Here is a 19,980-nt window from a genome sequence, read left to right as displayed (position 1 = left end):
AGTCCTTTCGAGGTACGGCACGGGGCACCGGCCCGGATCGGGGCCGGCGCCGCGCCGGAGTCCAGAAGCGGATGCCGGGACGCGTCAGATGTCCAGGAATCTGACGTCCTTGGCATTGCGCTGGATGAAGGAGCGCCGCGCCTCGACGTCCTCGCCCATGAGCACCGAGAACAGGTCGTCCGCCTGGGCCGCGTCGTCCAGGGTGACCTGGCCCAGCACCCGGTGGTCGGTGTCCATGGTCGTGATGCGGAGCTCCTCGGCGTTCATCTCGCCCAGACCCTTGAAGCGCTGGACCGAGTCGTCCCTGATCCGCTTGCCGCTCTCCCGGCCGAGGGTGATCAGCGCGTCCCGCTCGCGGTCCGAGTAGGCGTACTCGAAGTCGTCGCGGCCCCACTTGATCTTGTAGAGCGGCGGGCGGGAGAGATAGACGTGACCGGCCTCGACCAGCGGGCGCATGAAGCGGAAGAGGAATGTCAGCAGCAGGGTGTTGATGTGCTGGCCGTCGACATCGGCGTCCGCCATCAGAATGATCTTGTGATAGCGGAGCTTGGAGATGTCGAAGTCCTCGTGCACCCCGGTGCCGAAGGCCGAGATCAGCGCCTGCACCTCCTGGTTCTGGAGGATCTTGTCGATCCGCGCCTTCTCGACGTTGAGGATCTTGCCGCGGATCGGGAGGATCGCCTGGTACTCCGGGTTCCGGCCGGACTTGGCCGAGCCGCCGGCGGAGTCGCCCTCGACGATGAAGATCTCGCACTTGGTGGGGTCGTTGGACTGGCAGTCGCTCAGTTTGCCCGGCAGCGACGCGCTCTCCAGCAGGCCCTTGCGGCGGGTCAGATCGCGCGCCTTGCGAGCCGCGACCCGGGCCGTGGCGGCCTGGATACCCTTGCGGATGATGTCCGCGGCCTCGTTGGGATTGCGGTCCAGCCAGTCCATGAAGTGCTCGTGGACGATCTTCTGGACGAAGGTCTTCGCCTCGGTGTTGCCCAGCTTGGTCTTCGTCTGGCCCTCGAACTGCGGCTCGCCCAGCTTGACCGAGATGATCGCCGTCAGGCCCTCGCGGATGTCCTCGCCCGTGAGGTTGTCGTCCTTCTCCCGCAGCAGCTTCTTCTCGCGCGCGTAGCGGTTGATCAGCCCCGTCAGCGCGGCCCGGAAGCCCTCCTCGTGCGTACCGCCCTCGTGGGTGTGGATGGTGTTCGCGAAGCTGTAGACGCCCTCGGTGTACTGGGCGTTCCACTGCATCGCGATCTCCACCGAGAGCAGCCGCTCCTTGTCCTCCGCCTCGATGTCGATGACGGAGGGGTGGACCAGCTCGCCCTTGCGGGAGTTGAGGTACTTCACGAAGTCGACGATGCCGCCCTCGTAGTGGTACCGGACGGAGAGCGGCTTGCCCTCCTCGTCCACATGGTCCGCGCGCTCGTCGGTCAGCGAGATGGCCAGGCCCTTGTTGAGGAAGGCCATCTCCTGGAAGCGCCGCGCCAGCGTCTCGAAGGAGTAGTCGGTGGTCTCGAAGATGTCCGGGTCGGCCCAGAAAGTGACCGTGGTGCCGGTGTTCTCCACCGGCTCGTTCTTCGCGAGCGGCGCCGTCGGCACCCCGAGCTTGTAGTCCTGCGTCCAGCGGTGGCCCTCGGTGCGCACCTCGACCGCGACGCGCGTCGACAGGGCATTGACCACCGAGACGCCGACACCGTGCAGACCGCCGGAGACGGCGTAGCCGCCGCCGCCGAACTTGCCGCCCGCGTGCAGCACGGTCATCACGACCTCGACGGCGGGCTTCCCCTCCGACGGGACGATGCCCACGGGGATGCCGCGGCCGTTGTCGGTCACCCGCACCCCGCCGTCGGCGAGGATCGTGACCTCGATGGTGTCCGCGTGCCCGGCCAGAGCCTCGTCGACCGAGTTGTCGACGACCTCCTGCACAAGGTGGTGCAGGCCCCGCTCACCGGTCGAACCGATGTACATGCCGGGCCGCTTGCGCACCGCGTCCAGGCCCTCCAGGACCGTGATCGCGCTGGCGTCGTACGCGACCTCCTGTGCGGCCTCGTACACGGACGGCGGGCCGTCACCGGAAGCGGTGGGGGGAGCGGTGTTGGTCTCGTTGGGGTTGCCGGAATCGGCCACGAAGCGCCCTTTCTGGCACAGCACACGCCATCTCCCGGCGTGCAGGAGCGGCTGCGTCGTTCGACATGTTCCGCAAGTCGGCGGTATGGCCACCAGTCTACCGGTAGCGCTGACATGAATGGGGGTTTGCCGGTGCCTGGATCCTTGTGTGCCGCCCTGAACCGGCATCCGCCGACTCCCCATATGCGGGCCCGGGCTCCGAGCGGCCCACAGGGGCACTCAGCGCTTCGGGCTGTCAACCCCCGACCACGCAGCGGGACGCCCCGGGAGGCACATCCGTCACAGCGCCCCCGCGGCGCCCCGGCGGCGGTTTCCCGGCGGTTCCGGGGCCGTCCGCGAGGCGGTCGGGGAGGGGTTCCGCGGAGGGTCACGCGGGCGCCGTCCCGGACTCGGAGAAGCGTCAGCCGTAGGTGTCGCCCGGCCCTCTGCTGCCCGGCGCGCGCAGCGGACCGTAGCCCTGCCTGGGCCCGCCCCCCGGGCCCAGGACCTTGATCAGCCGGACCGTGCCCCGGCCCAGGTCGCCATTGAGCCGGGCCACCAACTGAGGCGCCAGAAGGCGTAGTTGGGTGGCCCACGCGGTGGAGTCGCAGCGCACCGTCAGCACCCGCGCCTCCTCGTCGTACCGCTCGGGCGCGCAGTGCTGCGCCACATCCGGGCCGACCATCTGCGGCCAGCGGCCCATCACGCCGCCCACCGCCGCCGGGGCCTCCCAGCCGCGGTCGGTGATCAGACGGTCGATCGCCGCGCCCAGCGGCAGCGGGTCCCGGCCGTCGGCCCGCGCCCCCGAGCGCAGACCGCCGCGGCGGGCCTGCTTCTTCTGCTGGGCCGCCGCGCCCCGGGCCCGGGCCTGCTCCTTCGCCGCCCGCAGGGCGACGCGGGCGAGATCGACCCCGGATGACTCCGGCTCCGCGGGGCGCTCCGGCGGCGTCCCCGCCGGTACCGGGCCCGGAGATCCGGGCCCGCCGCCGCTTCCCGGACCGCCGGAGCCCGAGCCGCCGGTTCCCGGTCCGGCCGCGGCCGGGCCCGGCGCTCCGGGGCCGTCCCGGCGGACCGGTCCGCCCGGTCCGCCCGGTCCGCGCGCTCCGCCGTCCGTCATGGCGCCACCCGCTCGACCGTGCCGCCGGCCACCTCGTACCGCGCTCCCGCCAGCACGCCCGGCACGTCCTCGGGCACCGCCGCCGTGACGAGCACCTGCTCCGCCGGGGCCACCAGCTCCGCGAGCCGGTCGCGGCGGCGGGTGTCCAGCTCCGCGAAGACGTCGTCCAGGACGAGCACCGGCTCGCCGGCCCGCCTCCCGCCGCCACCCTCCGGAGCCGCCGGAACACCGGGACCGGCCGGGCTCTCGGCGCGCAGCAGATCGTAGGAGGCGAGGCGCAGCGCGAGCGCGTACGACCAGGACTCCCCGTGGCTCGCGTAGCCCTTCGCCGGGAACCGGCCGAGCTTGAGCACCAGGTCGTCCCGGTGCGGCCCGACCAGCGTCACCCCGCGCTCGATCTCCTGTTTGCGGGCCTCCGAGAGCGCCGCCAGCAGTACCTCGTACAGCTCTTCACGGTTGCCCGCCTCACCCAGCCGCTCACCCGCCGAGCCGCGGTACTCCAGCACGACCGGTCCGCCCCCGGGAGCCAGTTGCTCGTAGGCCTTGTCGGCGAGCGGCTGCAGCGCGGCGATCAGATCCAGCCGCTGGGCCAGCAACTCCGCGCCGGTCCGGGCCAGATGCTGGTCCCAGACGTCGAGCGTGGAGAGATCCGCGCCGCGGCCGCCGTGACGGCGGGCCATCGCGGCGCTCTTGAGCAGCGTGTTCCGCTGCTTGAGCACCCGGTCGTAGTCCGACCGCACCCCCGCCATGCGCGGGGAGCGGGCGGTGATCAGCTCGTCCAGGAAGCGCCGGCGCTCCCCGGGGTCGCCCTTGACCAGGGCGAGGTCCTCCGGCGCGAACATCACGGTGCGGGTGATACCGAGGACGTCCCGCGGCCGCACCTGCGAGGAGCGGTTGATCCGGGCCCGGTTGGCCCGCCCCGGGTTGAGCTCCAGCTCGACGAGCTGCTGCCGGTCGCCGCCGACCACCGCGGCCCGGATCACCGCCCGTTCGGCGCCCATCCGCACCAGCGGGGCGTCGGAGGAGACGCGGTGGCTGCCGAGCGTGGCGAGATAGCCGACGGCCTCCACCAGATTGGTCTTGCCCTGGCCGTTGGGGCCGACGAAGGCGGTGACGCCCGGGTCGAGGGGGACCTCGACCCGGACGTACGACCGGAAGTCGGCGAGCGACAGATGGGCTACGTGCATCGGGGCCGTCAGCCGCCCACCGGCGGTTCGACGTCGGCGCCCGGGGCGTCGGCGCCCTTCTCGCCCCCCGCGGCGGCCGTGACCGCGTGGCCGCCGAACTGATTGCGCAGTGCGGCGATCATCTTCATGGCCGGGGAGTCGTCCTGGCGGGAGGAGAACCGGGCGAACAGCGAGGCGGTGATCGCGGGCAGCGGCACCGCGTGGTCGAGGGCGGCCTCCACCGTCCAGCGGCCCTCGCCGGAGTCCTGGGCGTAGCCGCGCAGGGCGGTGAGGTGTTCGTCGTCGTCCAGGGCGCGGACGGCCAGGTCCAGCAGCCAGGAGCGGATGACCGTGCCCTCCTGCCAGCTGCGGAAGACCTCGCGCACATCCGTGACGGAGTCGGCGGCCTCCAGCAGCTCCCAGCCCTCGGCGAAGGCCTGCATCATGGCGTACTCGATGCCGTTGTGGACCATCTTGGCGAAGTGGCCGGCGCCGACCCGGCCCGCGTGGACGGCGCCGAACTCGCCCTCGGGCTTGAGGGCGTCGAAGACCGGCTGGACCTTGGCCACGTCCGCGGCGTCACCGCCGTACATGATCGCGTAGCCGTTCTCCAGGCCCCAGACACCGCCGGAGACGCCGCAGTCGACGAAGCCGACACCCTTCTCGGCGAGCTCCCGGGCGTGCTTCTCGTCGTCCGTCCAGCGGGAGTTGCCGCCGTCCACCACCACGTCCCCGGGGGAGAGCAGTTCGCCGAGGGCGTCGATGGTCGACTGGGTCGCCGCACCGGCCGGGACCATGATCCAGACGACGCGCGGACCCGTGAGCCGGCCCACCAGCTCCTCCAGGCTGTGGACATCGGCAAGATCCGGATTGTGGTCGAATCCGATGACGGTGTGACCTGCGCGGCGGATGCGCTCGCGCATGTTGCCGCCCATCTTGCCGAGACCGACGAGACCGAGCTCCATCAGTGACCCTCTTCGACGTAGTCGTTGCGATTGGTACCCGGCCGAGCCTACGCCCGGGCACCCGCCGCTCACCTGTGGGCTTCCGGTGCTCAGACGCACGTCGGAGGGGGCGGCGGGGACAAAACGCCGGTCCCGGCGCGGTGGTCCGCGCGGACTCCTGCTCCCGCCGGGTACCCGCCGCTCAGCCGCTCAGTCGCACCGGCATGATCAGGTACTTGTAGGCGTCGTCCGCCTCCGCGTCCACGGCGGGCCTGCCGCTCAGCAGGGCGGGCTTCGTGGAGGTGGTGAAGGACAGCTGGGCCACCGGGGAGTCGATGGCGCTCAGGCCCTCCAGCAGGAAGCCGGGGTTGAAGGCGATCGAGATGTCGTCCCCGTCGAGCTGGGCGTCCACCCTTTCCACAGCCTGTGCGTCGTCGCTGGAACCGGCCTCCAGGATCAGCACGCCCTGCTCGAAGCTGAGGCGCACCGGAGTGTTCCGCTCGGCGACCAGGGCCACGCGCTTGACCGCGTCGACGAACGGCGCGGTCTCGATCACCGCGACGGAGTTGAACTCGGTCGGGAAGAGGGTGCGGTACTTCGGCAGATCGCCTTCGAGGAGGCGGGTGGTGGTGCGGCGGCCGGCGCCCTCGAAGCCGATCAGGCCCTCGCCCTTGCCGGAGCCCGCCAGCGCGATGCTGACGGTGTCGCCGCTGGTGAGCGACTTGGCCGTGTCGAGCAGCGTCTTGGCCGGGACCAGGGCGACGGCGGAGAGGTCGGGGACCTCGGGCTTCCACAGGAACTCGCGCACCGCGAAGCGGTAGCGGTCGGTGGCGGCCAGCGTGACCGTGTCGCCCTCGATCTCGATCCGGACACCCGTGAGCACCGGGAGGGTGTCGTCCCGGCCGGCGGCGATGGCGACCTGCGCGGCGGCCGCGGCGAAGACCTCGCCGGGGACGGTGCCGGTGGCGTCCGGCATGTCCGGCAGCGCCGGGTACTCCTCCACGGGGAGGGTGTGGAGGGTGAACCGGGAGGAGCCGCAGACCACGGTCACCCGCACACCGTCCGTGGAGATCTCCACGGGGCGGTTCGGCAGGGCGCGGCAGATGTCGGCGAGCAGCCGCCCGGAGACGAGGACGGTGCCGCCCTCCTCCACGTCCGCCTCGACGGAGACGCGGGCCGAGACCTCGTAGTCGAAGCCCGACAGGCTCAGGGAACCGTCCTCGGCCTTCAGCAGCAGGCCCGCGAGGACGGGCACCGGCGGACGGGCCGGGAGGCTGCGGGCCGCCCAGGCCACCGCCTCCGCGAGTACATCGCGCTCCACCCGGATCTTCACCGTAAGCCGCCTCCTGCTGTTGCTGGCTCGCCCTGCTGGCCTTCGTCGTCGGCTGTGTGCCGCCGGTCCAGTCTGACGCACACCACGGACACTCGGTGCGCTCCGGGGTCAAGTCGGGCCGGGAGGCGTGGCGCGGCCCGAGGGCGAGTTGTGCACAGGCCCCACTTCGAAACGGATTTCCCCCTGTAACTACGTGGTCGTAGTAGTAGGGCCTGTGGAAACCGTGGATAACCCGCTTTTCGCAGCTCAGCAGCTGTTTTTTGTCCACGGGTCCTGTGGGCGGGACCGGTGGACAACTCACCGGTCCTGTGGACGGGGAAGAGTTCTGCACACGCCGTACACAGGGAAGGGCGGGTTCTCCCCAGCGGCGTCCCCAGTTTTACCCAGGTTCTGCACAGCCCAATCCGGCGCGTTGATGTGATGCAGTTCACTCTTGTCGGTGACGAGGGGTGTTGTGTTGCCGAACAGTGGACAACGGTGTGGAAAGGCTGTGCACAACAGGGTCTTCCCTGTGGGCAGGCGGTGGACAACCGGACCGTCGCGCGCGGGCCGGGCTGTTCCTCCACAGTCTGTGGAGACCGGATAGCCACAAGTCCACAGGCGCTTGACCTCCCGGTGCCGCCCTCACACGGGGCCGGCTGTGGACAAGATCTGGACAACTTCCCTCTCCCCAGGGTGTGGACGGTCCATTTGCCCATCCGCTGTGGAGAACCGCCCTGCGGCGGCACGTATTCGAACAGCGCCGGGACGCGCGGAGCACGGCCGCCGGGACGTGCGTGCGGTGTACGCACCTCCCCGGGGAAGCCGGAACCGGCGCGGAGGCGCGCGGGGAGAGGGAACGGGGACGCGCACGGGAGAGGCCAGGAAGGCCGTGGACGGCCGGGGAAAGGCGCGCCCCGGGCCGCGGGGCGCGCACCGCGGCCCGGCGACCCGGGCGGCCCGGGCCGGAGCCGGCACGGGCCGGGGAACGCCGAAGGCGCCCCCCGGAGCCGTACTCCCGGGGGCGCCCTCTCGTACCGCCGCGGCGGCCGCGCGGTCCGTCAGCTGTTCTTGATGCGGTTGGTGAGCTCCGTGACCTGGTTGTAGATCGAGCGCCGCTCGGCCATCAGCGCGCGGATCTTGCGGTCGGCGTGCATCACGGTCGTGTGGTCGCGTCCGCCGAACTGGGCGCCGATCTTCGGCAGGGAGAGATCGGTCAGCTCCCGGCAGAGATACATGGCGATCTGGCGGGCGGTCACGAGCACCCGGCTCCGGGACGAGCCGCAGAGATCCTCCACGGTGAGCCCGAAGTAGGCGGCCGTCTCGGCCATGATGGCCGAGGCCGTGATCTCCGGTGCCGCGTCCTCGCCGCCCGGGATCAGGTCCTTGAGCACGATCTCGGTCAGGCCGAGATCCACGGGCTGGCGGTTGAGACTGGCGAAGGCGGTCACCCGGATCAGCGCGCCCTCCAGTTCCCGGATGTTGCGGGAGATGCGGGAGGCGATGAACTCCAGGACCTCCGGCGGGGCGTTGAGCTGTTCCTGGACGGCCTTCTTCCGGAGGATCGCGATCCGCGTCTCCAGCTCGGGCGGCTGCACATCCGTGATCAGGCCCCACTCGAAGCGGTTGCGGAGCCGGTCCTCCAGCGTGACGAGCTGCTTGGGCGGCCGGTCCGAGGAGAGGACGATCTGCTTGTTGGCGTTGTGCAGGGTGTTGAAGGTGTGGAAGAACTCCTCCTGCGTCGACTCCTTGCTCGCCAGGAACTGGATGTCGTCGACCAGCAGGATGTCCATGTCGCGGTAGCGCTTGCGGAACGCGTCCGCCTTGCCGTCGCGGATGGAGTTGATGAACTCGTTGGTGAACTCCTCGGAGCTCACGTAGCGCACCCGCGTGCCCGGGTAGAGGCTCCGCGCGTAGTGCCCGATGGCGTGCAGCAGATGGGTCTTGCCGAGCCCCGACTCCCCGTAGATGAACAGCGGGTTGTACGCCTTGGCCGGCGCCTCGGCGACCGCCACCGCGGCGGCGTGCGCGAAGCGGTTGGAGGCACCGATGACGAAGGTGTCGAAGAGGTACTTCGGGTTCAGCCGCGCGGTGGGCTCGCCCGGGCCGGTCGCGGGCGCGGGCTGCGCGGCCAGCGGCCCGGGCGCCCCGCTCGGCGCGGGGAGCCCGGCCGGACCGCCGGGGCCACCGTGGCTCCGGCCGGCCGGCGGCTCGGGGAGATCGCGGTGCTGGGAGCCGTACGGCGGGCGGTCGGAGGCGCCGGACCGGTAGTCACCCTGCTGTGGCACGGAGCGCTGGGGGTCCTCGTAGCGCTGCGGCTCGTCGTAGTGCGGGGCGTCCTCGTAGCGGTGCGGGCGGCCCTGCTGCTGGTCCCCGTGCGGGGACGCATACGGGTCGCGCTCCGGGAAGCCGCCGGACCGGGGCGGGCGCCAGCCGTAGTCCTCGCGCGGCCGGGGCCAGGCACCGGGCTCGGGACGGCCCCGCTGGTAGTCCGGGTAGGCGGGGCGGGCCGTGGGCAGGCCGTCGGCGGGCCGGCCGTAGCCGTCGTAACCGCCGTCGTAGTCGTAGACGTCCCGCTGCGGATCCGGGTGCTGCGGCTCCTCGTAGTGCTGGGCCTGTTGCGGTACCGGGTTCTGCGCCGGGGCCGGCGGAGCGGAGCCGGACTCGGCGGCGCTGACGGTCACCGCCAGGCGCACCGTCTGGTTGCATTCGCGGCTGAGGGCGTCACTGATCAGCGGTGACAGCCGGCCTTCGAGGACGCCCTTGGCGTATTCATTGGGGACCGCGAGCACCGCGGTCCCGGCGATCAGGACGAGCGGCTGGCAGTCCTTCAGCCAGCGGCGGTCCTTGGCCTCGATGCCCTGGGCGTCGTCGCCGAGAAGCTGATCGAGGACGCGGGGCCACACCGCGGCAAGATCAGCAGGTACGTCAGCCACAAGGCACGCTCTCTCACTCACTGGGTGGGTGGCGCCGACGGATCCCACGGATGTGTGGTTCTCGGGGCGGGAGGGAAGAATCCGGAGTTCCGCCACGGTAGTCAGGCCGACGCGCGGGGTTCAAGTCGTTGTCCACAGGGTGTGTACAAATGTGCCATGCTCGGCCCGCCCGCTTTTCCACGGCCTCTCCCGCAGCCTTGCCCGCAGCCTCGCCTGCGGGAGAGGTGCGGGGGACGGGCCGCGCGCGACGGCGGGGCCCGGTGCCCGGCGTGGACCCGGTTTGACCGGGTGACGTGGCCGCGCGTACCGTGAGCAGGTCGAGTTGTCGATGGCTGCTGCCGCCTGCCTCCGATGGGCGAAGATCGCTTGAGTGTCGATCATGCGGTGCACTCGGGCGTGTGCGAGCTACTCGTGGGCGCACGGTGACAGCCAGATGACGTCACGCAATACCCGAGTCCTAGTGGAGCCCCCGAGTGAGCAAGCGCACCTTCCAGCCGAACAACCGCCGCCGCGCGAAGACCCACGGCTTCCGGCTGCGTATGCGGACCCGTGCCGGCCGCGCGATCCTCGCGACCCGCCGCGCCAAGGGCCGCACGCGTCTGTCGGCCTGAGCGACCAGAGCTCAGGGTCCATGTCGTGCTGCCTACCGAGAATCGGCTGAGGCGGCGCGAGGACTTCGCCACCGCGGTACGCCGAGGGCGCCGGGCCGGTCGCCCGCTCCTCGTCGTGCACCTGCGCAACGGTTCGACCGACCCGCACGCGCCTGGGGAGAAGGTTCCCCCGGCGCGTGCGGGTTTCGTTGTCAGCAAGGCTGTCGGCGGGGCCGTGACCAGGAATCTGGTGAAGCGGCGGCTGCGGCACCTGATACGGGAGCGGTTGTCCGCACTGCCCGCCGGTAGCCTGGTGGTCGTAAGGGCACTGCCCGGGGCGGGAACGGCCGGTCACCACGAGCTCACCCGCGATCTCGACGCCGCGCTGAGGCGGCTGCTGGGTGGGGCCGTCCATGGCAAGGCCGAGGAGAAGGCGGAGCGATGAAGTATCCGCTGCTCTGGTTGATCAAGCTCTATCAGTGGACCATCAGCCCGTTGCTGGGTCCGGTCTGCAAGTACTACCCGTCGTGTTCACACTATGGCTACGGGGCCATCCGGGTGCACGGCGCGGTGAAAGGGACGGCACTGACCGCCTGGCGCATCCTGCGCTGCAATCCGTGGTCGCCCGGTGGCGTCGACCACGTCCCTCCCCGGAAGCATCCGGTCTGGCACCAACGGCTGCGGAACCGGTGGAGTGCTCACTCCGCCGGGGCGCCCGAGGGACAGCCCGAGACTCAGCCCAACGCCCAAGGAGCCTGATTCGTGGACACGATCCTCGGTCCTCTCTATATCGCCGTCTCCTGGATCATCGTCCAGTTCCACTCGCTGTACAGCCTTGTCTTCGACGAGAACAGCGGCTGGGCCTGGGGTCTGTCCATCGTGTCGCTGGTGGTGCTGATCCGTATCGCTCTGATCCCGCTCTTCGTGAAGCAGATCAAGGCGACGCGGAACATGCAGGTGCTCCAGCCGAAGATGAAGGCGATCCAGGAGCGCTACAAGAACGACAAGCAGCGCCAGTCCGAAGAGATGATGAAGCTCTACAAGGAGACGGGCACCAACCCGCTCTCGAGCTGTCTCCCGATTCTGGCGCAGTCGCCCTTCTTCCTCGCGCTCTACCAGGTGCTCAACAAGATCGCGAACAACGAAGCGGTCGGCGTCATGGGCAAGGACCTGGTCGGCAGCGCCCGTAACGCGCACATCTTCGGTGCTCCGATCGCGTCCAAGTTCATGGACAGCGCGGCCAAGGTCGAGAGTCTCGGTGCCACCCTCGCCGACGTCCGCGTGGTCACCGTCATCATGATCGTCCTGATGTCGGCGTCGCAGTTCTACACGCAGCGTCAGCTGATGACGAAGAACGTCGACCTGACGGTCAAGACGCCCTTCATGCAGCAGCAGAAGATGCTGATGTACATCTTCCCGATCATGTTCGCCGTCTTCGGCATCAACTTCCCGGTCGGTGTCCTGGTCTACTGGCTGACCACCAACGTCTGGACCATGGGTCAGCAGATGTACGTGATCCAGCGCAACCCCACTCCGGGCAGCATCGCCTTCCAGCAGCGCCAGGAGAAGCTCCGCGCCAAGGGCAAGCTCAAGGAGGACCCGGCCCAGGTCGAGGCCAAGCGGGCGGTCGAGGAGGCGCGGGCCAAGCGGCAGCAGCCGAAGCGGCAGCCCAAGGCGAAGCGCCAGGCGGCCACTCCCCAGGGACCCGCCAGGCCGGGTACGGGCAAGCAGCCGGCGGGTGGCGAGAAGGCCCAGGAGAAGCCCTCGCTGGAGAAGAAGCCGGCTCAGGGCGACCAGCAGAAGCAGTCCGGGGGCGCGTCCGCCTCCCGCACCACCAAGTCCGGACAGCGCAAGGGCCGGCAGCGGCCCAAGCACCCGACCAAGAAGTGAGGAGCCACCCAGTGACGGAGGGCACCACCGCCACCGACGGCGCCGACACCCTGACCCGCCTGGAGCAGGAGGGTGATATCGCGGCCGACTATCTCGAAGGTCTGCTGGACATCGCCGACCTCGATGGCGACATCGACATGGACGTCGAGGGTGACCGGGCAGCGGTGTCGATCATCAGTGACTCGACCAGCCGTGATCTGCAGAAACTGGTCGGGCGTGACGGCGAGGTGCTGGAGGCGCTCCAGGAGCTGACACGCCTCGCCGTGCACCGCGAGACCGGTGACCGCAGCCGGCTGATGCTGGACATCGCCGGGTTCCGCGCCCGCAAGCGCGAGGAGCTCGCGGAGCTGGGCGCGCGGGCCGCGGAAGAGGCGAAGGGCAGCGGAGAACCGGTCAAGCTGAACCCGATGACCCCGTTCGAGCGCAAGGTCGTTCACGACGCCGTCGCCGCCGCGGGCCTCCGCAGTGAGTCGGAGGGCGAGGAACCCCAGCGCTGCGTCGTCGTTCTTCCGGTCTGACCGCACGCGGATGTGTCCCCCGGCCCCGCCTGTTCGCAGGCGGGGCCGTACTTTGTGAGCCTTGCAAGCCGGCGTCCCGCCGGGCGTCGTAGGTCCGGGCAGCGGTGCCCCGGAAACCCGAGGAAGGACGGTCCCGTGACCGAGGCAGCAGAGCTTCCCCCGGCACCTCCCGCCGCACGGACGGTGTTCGGCGAGCGCCTCCCGGAAGCGGTCCGCTACGCCGAACTACTCGCGGACGCGGGGGTGCGCCGCGGGTTGATCGGTCCCCGGGAAGTACCCCGGCTCTGGGAACGGCATCTGCTGAACTGCGCGGTGCTCTCCGAGGCCGTACCCGAGGGTGTGACGGTCTGTGACGTGGGTTCCGGGGCAGGGCTGCCGGGCATCCCGCTGGCGCTCGTCCGTCCGGATCTGCGGATCACACTGCTGGAACCGCTGTTGCGGCGGACCACTTTCCTGCAGGAGGTGGTGGAACTCCTGGGCCTCGACCACGTCACGGTGGTGCGCGGGCGGGCCGAGGAGGTGCTGGGCTCCCTGCCACCCGTGCACGTGGTGACGGCGCGGGCCGTGGCACCGCTGGACCGGTTGGCGGGATGGGGCGTTCCCCTGCTGCGGCCGTACGGTGAAATGCTGGCCTTGAAGGGGGACACGGCGGAGGAGGAACTCAAGGGGGCCAGGGCGGCGCTGAGCAAACTCGGTGTCGTCCGGACCTCCGTCCTCCATGTCGGAGGGGGCGTGGTGGAGCCCCTCTCCACGGTGGTGCGGGTCGAGGTCGGTGAGAGCCCCGGCGGTGTCCGCTTCGCTGCCAAGCGGGCCAAGGCCGCGCGGGTTGCCAGGCCCTCACGGAGTACGCGAAGGCGGCGCTGAAACCGCCATTGCTCCATACAAGCTGTCAAAAACACCCAAATCGGAGTGTCGTGGCGTCCGGTGAACCCGGGCGCATGCATCGTGTTTCACGTGAAACGTCGCTCCCTGTTGCATGGAATCATTAGTCGCGGCCGGGCCGCCGTGCCCCGCCACCACGCCGCGCCCGAGAAAGCGGCAACCGACCCACCGTCGGACTCACCCCGGCGGGGGGCCCGGTTTTCCACAGAGGGGTCGTCCGAGGCGGATTCATCCACAGGAGAACGGACCTCGCTGGTTCATAACCCCGAAAGCATGGCAGGCTCTGTCTATCGCGAGCCAGAAGTCGAGGAGAGTGAATCCTTGCGGTCCGACGCCAATATCGCGGGACCGATGACCGATCCGGTCCCCGGTCCCCGTGCCGCTGAGCCCTCTCGGGGGGTGACCTCCGACACCCCACCACCGGGGGTTGATGTTTCACGTGAAACCCCGCCCTCCCTGGACGGCGCCCCCATCGGCCGCGCCGCTCAACTTGCCGTCGAAGCTCTGGGACGCGCCGGTGATGGTCTGCCGCGCCCCGAGCAGACCCGGGTCATGGTGGTGGCCAACCAGAAGGGTGGGGTGGGCAAGACCACCACCACGGTCAACCTCGCCGCATCGCTCGCTCTGCACGGCGCGCGGGTCCTGGTGATCGACCTCGACCCGCAGGGAAACGCCTCAACCGCGCTCGGTGTCGACCACCATGCCGAGGTGCCCTCGGTGTATGACGTCCTGGTCGACAGCAAGCCCCTCTCCGATGTCGTGCAGCCCGTGCCCGATGTCGAGGGTCTTTTCTGCGCGCCTGCGACCATCGACCTGGCCGGCGCGGAGATCGAACTGGTCTCGCTGGTGGCCCGGGAGAGCCGGTTGCAGCGCGCCATCCAGGCCTATGAACAGCCGCTGGACTACATCCTCATCGACTGCCCGCCGTCGCTCGGGCTGCTGACCGTGAACGCCCTCGTCGCGGGGGCCGAGGTCCTCATCCCCATCCAGTGCGAGTACTACGCGCTGGAAGGGCTGGGGCAGCTCCTGAGGAACGTCGAACTGGTACGTGGGCACCTCAACCCCAAGCTCCACGTCTCCACCATTCTGCTCACGATGTACGACGGCCGGACACGGCTTGCCTCGCAGGTCGCGGACGAGGTGCGCAGCCACTTCGGCAACGAGGTCCTGCGGACCAGCATCCCGCGTTCCGTGCGGATCTCGGAGGCCCCCAGCTACGGTCAGACGGTCCTGACCTATGATCCCGGCTCCAGTGGTTCTCTCTCCTACCTCGAAGCGGCCCGGGAGATCGCGTTGCGCGGGGTGGGAGTCAACTATGAGGGTCACAACGCCCACACCATGGGCGGTAACGCCCAGCACGAACAGCACGGCAGGCCGGAGGGGACGCAGTGAGTGAACGACGCAGAGGTCTGGGCAGGGGGCTCGGCGCGCTGATCCCCGCCGCGCCTCAGGGAGGCGACCAGCCGGTCTCGGCGGTGTCCCAGGGAGCCACCTCTCCCACGGCGGTCCCGGTTCTCACCCAGGAGCGCGGTGTGGCGGCGGCCCGGGTGGCCGCGCTGCCCCAGAACGGTGCCGAGGAGAGCGCGGAGGACGTGCCCGCGGCGGCCGAGGTGGTGGCAGAGCAGCCGGCCGGTGCCCATTTCGCGGAACTGCCCCTGGACTCGATCACGCCGAACCCGCGCCAGCCACGGGAGGTGTTCGACGAGGACGCCCTGGCCGAGCTGGTGACGTCCATCCAAGAGGTGGGGCTGCTGCAGCCCGTCGTGGTGCGGCAGTTGGCTCCGGAGCGCTACGAGCTCATCATGGGGGAGCGCCGGTGGCGTGCCTGCCGTGAGGCGGGCCTCGAGCGCATCCCGGCGATCGTCCGGGCCACCGAGGACGAGAAGCTGCTGCTGGACGCGCTGCTGGAGAACCTCCACCGGGCCCAGCTGAACCCTCTCGAAGAAGCGGCTGCCTACGATCAGCTGCTCAAGGATTTCGAGTGCACCCACGATCAGCTGGCGGACCGCATCGGCCGGTCCCGGCCTCAGGTGTCCAATACGCTGCGGCTGCTCAAGCTCTCCACCCCTGTCCAGCGCCGTGTGGCCGCCGGGGTGCTGTCCGCCGGGCACGCACGGGCCCTGCTGTCCGTGGAGGATTCGGAGGAGCAGGACCGCCTCGCCCACCGGATCGTGGCCGAAGGGCTGTCGGTGCGGGCCGTCGAGGAGATCGTGACTCTCATGGGGTCCCGGCAGGACAGCACGGTGAAGCCCAAGGGGCCGCGAGCAGGAAACCGGGTGTCCCCCGCGCTCACCCAGCTGGCCTCGCGGCTCTCCGACCGCTTCGAGACCCGGGTGAAGGTCGACCTCGGGCAGAAGAAGGGCAAGATCGTCGTGGAGTTCGCCTCGATAGAGGATCTGGAGAGGATCCTGGGGACGCTCGCTCCGGGAGAGGACCGGGTTCTGGAACACGACCCGGAGGCGGAAGCCGGGAGCGCCGAGGGCAGGTGAAACGAGGTACAGGGCGGGTCACGCAGTTGGTGACCCGCCCTGTGCTCTGCCTTCGCTCCGCAGCGGAGGCAGGCTGGATACGATGCCCCAGGGCATGGCGGCGCCGGCTTCGCGGTCCGCGCGGAGAGCGAGTGGGACCGCCGTGAGCCGCGTTCGAGGTGGTGGAGGACGGGAGCCAAAGTAAGGAGCAGACTTCATGGGTCGTCGGCTCGTACCGCTCACCCTGGACAACCTTCCGGACGTTCCCAAGCGCTGCCGTACCTGCGTCTTCTGGGAGCTCGATCCGGTCAGCGGTGAGGCCGCGGTCCAGGCAGGCCGGCCGGAGTTGGAGAAGGAGGCCTGGATCTCGGGTGTCCTGCTGGAGTGGGGATCCTGCGGTCGCGTTCTCTACGTCGACGAGGCGCCCGCGGGCTTCGTTCTCTACGCACCGCCCGCGTATGTGCCGCGGTCGACGGCCTTTCCGACAAGTCCGGTCGCCGCGGACGCCGTTCAGCTGATGACGGCGTCGATCATGCCGGGCTACCAGGGCCAAGGGCTGGGACGGGTCCTCGTCCAGACCGTCGCGAAGGACGTGCTGAGAAGAGGCTTCAAGGCGATCGAAGCCTTCGGTGACGCCCGCTGGACGGAACCGGCCTGCGTCTTGCCCGCGGACCATCTCTTGGCCGTCGGCTTCAAGACCGTACGGCCGCATCCCCGCTACCCACGGTTGCGGCTGGAGTTGCGGACGACGCTCTCCTGGAAGGAGGACGTCGAGATGGCGCTGGACCGCCTGCTCGGTGCGGTGCAGAAGGAACCGGCACTCCGGCCGCTGTAGCTCTCGTCTCGGTTGGCTCTCCCGTATCGGGCGGTTTGCCCGTGCCCGGGGACACGAAGTCGGCGAACGGAACAGGGCCTGCCCCATGGGAGGGCAGGCCCTGTTTCACGTGAAACCCCGCTGTCAGCCGATGAAGGGCTCCAGGTCGCGCACGATCGCCGCCTTCGGCTTGGCACCGACGATCGTCTTGGCGACTTCGCCACCCTGGTAGACGTTGAGCGTCGGAATCGACATGACGCCGTACTTGGCGGCCGTCGCCGGGTTCTCGTCGATGTTCAGCTTCACGATCTCGATCTTGTCCCCGTGCTCCGCGGCAATGGCCTCAAGGGAGGGGGCGATCTGACGGCACGGACCGCACCAGGCGGCCCAGAAGTCCACGAGAACGGGCTTGTCGCTCTTGAGAACCTCTTCATCGAAGTTCGCGTCGGTCACATTCTTGAGGGCGCCGGCCATGGCGATCTCCTAGCTTTCTCGGGAGGGTAAGGGGGATGGTCAGACGGTGGCCGCGGCGGTCTTCTCCGGCTCCGGGGTGTGCTCAGCGGAGGTGTCGGAGAGGGCGGCGAGGTAGCGCTCGGCATCCAGGGCGGCGGAGCAGCCGGTCCCGGCAGCCGTGATGGCCTGGCGGTACGTGTGGTCGACGACGTCGCCGGCGGCGAAGACACCGGGGAGGTTGGTGTGCGTGGAGGGGGCCTCGACAGTGAGGTAACCCTCGTCGTCCAGGTCCAGCTGCTCGGTGAAGAGCTCCGTGCGGGGGTCGTGGCCGACGGCGATGAAGAGGCCGGTGACGGGCAGCTCGCGGGTTTCGCCGGTCTTGGTGGAGCGCAGGGTGACGCCGGTGAGCTTCGGGTCGCCGTGGATCTCCGCGACCTCGCTGTCGTAGGCGAAAGTGATCTTCGGGTCGGCGAAGGCCCGCTCCTGCATCGCCCGGGATGCACGCAGTGTGTCGCGGCGGTGGATGACGGTGACGGACTTGGCGAACCGGGAGAGGAAGGTCGCTTCCTCCATCGCGGTGTCACCGCCGCCGACCACGGCGATGTCCTGGTCCTTGAAGAAGAACCCGTCGCAGGTGGCACACCAGGAGACCCCGCGCCCGGAGAGTTCGTCCTCGCGCGGCAGCCCGAGCTTGCGGTGCTGGGAGCCGGTGGCGATGATGACCGCGCGGGCCTTGTGGACAGTGCCGGCGGAGTCGGTGACCGTCTTGATGTCCCCGGTCAGGTCGACAGCCGTGACGTCATCGGGAATGAGCTCGGCGCCGAAACGCTCCGACTGGGCCCGCATGTTGTCCATGAGATCCGGGCCCATGATGCCGTCGCGGAAGCCGGGGAAGTTCTCCACATCGGTGGTGTTCATGAGTGCGCCACCGGCGGTGACCGCTCCTTCGAAGACCAAGGGCTTCAACGAGGCGCGCGCGGTGTAGAGCGCCGCGGTGTACCCCGCCGGCCCGGAGCCGATAATGATCACGTTACGGACGTCGCTCACGGGTGTCTTCCTCGTCTCTGCCGACTGCTGTCCATGGGTCAATCAGGGGTCCCGTTCCGGAGTCCCACCCCACCCAACGGATCCTAGACGGCAGGCATTCCCACTGCTGACCCCGTGCGTTTCCAGGGGTCAGTGTCGGGCATAGACGCGGTTCAGCAGGACGTCGCCACGCGGCTCCGCGGTGGTGATACACGAGGAGTCGATGACGTAGGCGTCCACCCTGTCCGCATCCACACGGTGGGGCAGGACGACGACGTAGACCCGCTTGCCCTCAAAGGTGCTCTCCCCGGCGGCCAGTGGTTCCGCCTGCGGGTCAATGCCGTTCCGTATGCACGGAGGCAGCACCACATCGGCTCCGTGCAACGGCTGAGCAGGGCTCGACTGGGCTCCGAGCGTATCCGGCTCCGTGGTGGAGGGGCTCTCCTTCAGACCCTCCCGGCTCTCGCGGCCCTCGTCGAGGAGGCTCCGTACCTTGCTCTCCAAGGTCGCGGCGCTCAGCCCGGCGTCTTCGCTCTTCGTGTCGGAGGAGGTTTCGCCCGCGGCAGCCGCATCACCCTGCTGGGAGGAGCCCATGGACTGGACGAAGGCCGCACCGCCGACTCCCAGACCCAGGACACAGGCCACGCCCAGGGCCGCCGTCCGCCAGCGGCGTCGCCCGCCGGCTTGCCGTCCGGGACCCGTGCTGCCGTGGGGCCGCGTCCGCCGTCCGCCCGGACGCCTGAGCGGTGACCGGTCCCCCTCTGTTTCACGTGAAACAGAAGACGGCGCGAGGGAGGCAGTTTCACGTGAAACGGTGCCGGGGGCGCTCGCATCGAGGAGGGACTCCGCGGCGATCGCCGCGTCGATCCGGCTTGCCACGTCGGCGGGCATGCGGGACGGCCCCGGCAGAGTGCCCAGCAGATCGCGGATCTCCTCCAGGGAGACCCGCACCTCCGTACAGAGATCGCAGTCGTTGAGATGGCCGCGGACAGCGGAGGTGCGCTCCGGGGTCAGCACTCCTTCCGTGAGCGCGGAGATCTCCGCAACGTCCGGATGCTGATCCGTGTCGATCGTGGATGTCACGCCCGCCTGCCTCCCTTCACGGCATCTGGATCCCGCGGTGGTGCTGCCGGTGGGACGGATGTCCTCGGCGCACGGTTCCTTCCCTCATTCGAATCCGTACTACCGCTTTCACCACCGCGGAGATGGGAGAGCAGGGGGAGCAGGCGGGCCCGGCCACGGGCGCACCGGCTCTTGACGGTTCCGCTGGGAACACCGAGAACCTGGGCGGCTTCTGCCACGGGGTACCCCTGCATGTCGACGAGCACCAGGGCGGCGCGCTGTTCCGGGGGCAGGGTGCCCAGGGCCTGCAGGAGTTCGCGGTGCAGATCCCCCCGCTCGGCGGGTGCGGAGGCCGACTCGTGGGGCTCCAGGAGCTGCTCCAGCCGCTCGGTCTCGGCGACCGGGGACGTTCTGCGGGAGGCGGTCTTGCGGGCCCGGTCCAGACAGGCGTTCACGGTGATGCGGTGAAGCCACGTCGTGACGGCCGACTGGCCGCGGAAGGTATGTGCGGCCCGGTAGGCCGAGACGAGGGCGTCCTGGACCGCGTCGGCGGCTTCTTCGCGGTCCCCCAGCGTCCGGAGCGCCACCGCCCACAGACGGTCACGGTGGCGTCGGACGATCTCTCCGAAGGCTTCCTGATCACCGGCGACGTGTCGTGCGAGGAGATCCTTGTCGGTCATGGAGCCGCGCATGGCGTCGTCCACG

General features: G+C 69.9%; 19 protein-coding genes. 9 read left to right on the top strand and 10 right to left on the bottom strand.

The window, feature by feature from the left end; all coding sequences use genetic code 11:
• Positions 1-84: 84 nt before the first annotated feature.
• The 6 genes from gyrB to dnaA form a co-directional block, all read right to left on the bottom strand.
• Positions 85-2,142 carry a DNA topoisomerase (ATP-hydrolyzing) subunit B gene (gene gyrB, locus SXIN_RS15230; RefSeq protein WP_019707366.1) on the bottom strand — a complete coding sequence of 686 codons (2,058 nt, stop codon included), beginning with the start codon at positions 2,140-2,142 and terminating at the stop codon, positions 85-87.
• Positions 2,143-2,518: 376 nt separating this feature from the next.
• Positions 2,519-3,214 (bottom strand): DciA family protein, encoded by a 696-nt coding sequence (locus SXIN_RS15225; RefSeq protein WP_095757103.1) that lies wholly within the window; start codon positions 3,212-3,214, stop codon positions 2,519-2,521.
• Positions 3,211-4,401 carry a DNA replication/repair protein RecF gene (recF, locus tag SXIN_RS15220; RefSeq protein WP_019707368.1) on the bottom strand — a complete coding sequence of 397 codons (1,191 nt, stop codon included), beginning with the start codon at positions 4,399-4,401 and terminating at the stop codon, positions 3,211-3,213. Before recF ends, SXIN_RS15225 begins: the two co-directional genes overlap by 4 nt.
• 8 nt (positions 4,402-4,409) lie before the next feature.
• Positions 4,410-5,345: a phosphogluconate dehydrogenase (NAD(+)-dependent, decarboxylating) gene (gnd, locus tag SXIN_RS15215; RefSeq protein ID WP_019707369.1), complete on the bottom strand. Its 936-nt coding sequence runs from the start codon at positions 5,343-5,345 to the stop codon at positions 4,410-4,412.
• Positions 5,346-5,526: 181 nt separating this feature from the next.
• Positions 5,527-6,657: a DNA polymerase III subunit beta gene (dnaN, locus tag SXIN_RS15210; protein ID WP_019707370.1), complete on the bottom strand. Its 1,131-nt coding sequence runs from the start codon at positions 6,655-6,657 to the stop codon at positions 5,527-5,529.
• Positions 6,658-7,697: 1,040 nt separating this feature from the next.
• The gene (gene dnaA, locus SXIN_RS15205) at positions 7,698-9,572 is read right to left on the bottom strand and encodes a chromosomal replication initiator protein DnaA (RefSeq protein WP_095757102.1); all 1,875 of its coding nucleotides are present in this window, start codon (positions 9,570-9,572) and stop codon (positions 7,698-7,700) included.
• 473 nt (positions 9,573-10,045) lie between these two features.
• Here dnaA and rpmH point away from each other — a divergent pair, with 473 nt between their 5' ends.
• The 9 genes from rpmH to SXIN_RS15155 all read left to right on the top strand — a co-directional run bounded on the left by rpmH (position 10,046) and on the right by SXIN_RS15155 (position 16,755).
• Positions 10,046-10,183, top strand: a complete 138-nt coding sequence (gene rpmH / locus SXIN_RS15195; RefSeq protein ID WP_019707372.1) for a 50S ribosomal protein L34 — start codon at positions 10,046-10,048, stop codon at positions 10,181-10,183.
• Positions 10,184-10,208: 25 nt separating this feature from the next.
• The gene (rnpA, locus tag SXIN_RS15190; protein ID WP_050363748.1) at positions 10,209-10,607 is read left to right on the top strand and encodes a ribonuclease P protein component; all 399 of its coding nucleotides are present in this window, start codon (positions 10,209-10,211) and stop codon (positions 10,605-10,607) included.
• The gene (yidD, locus tag SXIN_RS15185; RefSeq protein WP_019707374.1) at positions 10,604-10,921 is read left to right on the top strand and encodes a membrane protein insertion efficiency factor YidD; all 318 of its coding nucleotides are present in this window, start codon (positions 10,604-10,606) and stop codon (positions 10,919-10,921) included. Before rnpA ends, yidD begins: the two co-directional genes overlap by 4 nt.
• A gap of 3 nt (positions 10,922-10,924) precedes the next feature.
• Entirely contained in the window at positions 10,925-12,052 is a 1,128-nt protein-coding gene (yidC, locus tag SXIN_RS15180) for a membrane protein insertase YidC (RefSeq protein WP_019707375.1), read from the top strand.
• Positions 12,053-12,063: 11 nt separating this feature from the next.
• On the top strand, positions 12,064-12,570 hold the full coding sequence (locus SXIN_RS15175) for a Jag family protein (RefSeq protein ID WP_019707376.1): 507 nt from the start codon (positions 12,064-12,066) through the stop codon (positions 12,568-12,570).
• Positions 12,571-12,705: 135 nt separating this feature from the next.
• Entirely contained in the window at positions 12,706-13,434 is a 729-nt protein-coding gene (rsmG, locus tag SXIN_RS15170; protein ID WP_039820346.1) for a 16S rRNA (guanine(527)-N(7))-methyltransferase RsmG, read from the top strand.
• Positions 13,435-13,725: 291 nt separating this feature from the next.
• Positions 13,726-14,844 (top strand): ParA family protein, encoded by a 1,119-nt coding sequence (locus SXIN_RS15165; protein ID WP_095757101.1) that lies wholly within the window; start codon positions 13,726-13,728, stop codon positions 14,842-14,844.
• Entirely contained in the window at positions 14,841-15,941 is a 1,101-nt protein-coding gene (locus SXIN_RS15160) for a ParB/RepB/Spo0J family partition protein (protein ID WP_095757100.1), read from the top strand. Before SXIN_RS15165 ends, SXIN_RS15160 begins: the two co-directional genes overlap by 4 nt.
• 196 nt (positions 15,942-16,137) lie before the next feature.
• Entirely contained in the window at positions 16,138-16,755 is a 618-nt protein-coding gene (locus SXIN_RS15155) for a GNAT family N-acetyltransferase (protein ID WP_019707380.1), read from the top strand.
• 123 nt (positions 16,756-16,878) lie between these two features.
• On the opposite strand, the gene trxA is transcribed toward SXIN_RS15155, so the two are convergent.
• The 4 genes from trxA to sigM all read right to left on the bottom strand — a co-directional run bounded on the left by trxA (position 16,879) and on the right by sigM (position 19,967).
• Positions 16,879-17,208, bottom strand: a complete 330-nt coding sequence (gene trxA / locus SXIN_RS15150; protein WP_019707381.1) for a thioredoxin — start codon at positions 17,206-17,208, stop codon at positions 16,879-16,881.
• A gap of 39 nt (positions 17,209-17,247) precedes the next feature.
• Positions 17,248-18,234 (bottom strand): thioredoxin-disulfide reductase, encoded by a 987-nt coding sequence (trxB, locus tag SXIN_RS15145; RefSeq protein ID WP_019707382.1) that lies wholly within the window; start codon positions 18,232-18,234, stop codon positions 17,248-17,250.
• Positions 18,235-18,363: 129 nt separating this feature from the next.
• Complete coding sequence (locus tag SXIN_RS15140; RefSeq protein ID WP_019707383.1) at positions 18,364-19,296, bottom strand: anti-sigma factor; 933 nt, start codon at positions 19,294-19,296, stop codon at positions 18,364-18,366.
• Positions 19,293-19,967, bottom strand: coding sequence for an RNA polymerase sigma factor SigM (gene sigM / locus SXIN_RS15135; protein ID WP_192883677.1), 675 nt, complete (start codon positions 19,965-19,967; stop codon positions 19,293-19,295). The genes SXIN_RS15140 and sigM overlap by 4 nt, the downstream gene beginning before the upstream one ends.
• Between the last annotated feature and the right edge of the window lie 13 nt (positions 19,968-19,980).

Origin of the sequence: Streptomyces xinghaiensis S187, assembly GCF_000220705.2 — a bacterium.
GTDB classification, from domain to species: domain Bacteria; phylum Actinomycetota; class Actinomycetes; order Streptomycetales; family Streptomycetaceae; genus Streptomyces; species Streptomyces xinghaiensis.
This window is presented reverse-complemented; position numbering and strand designations above follow the sequence as displayed.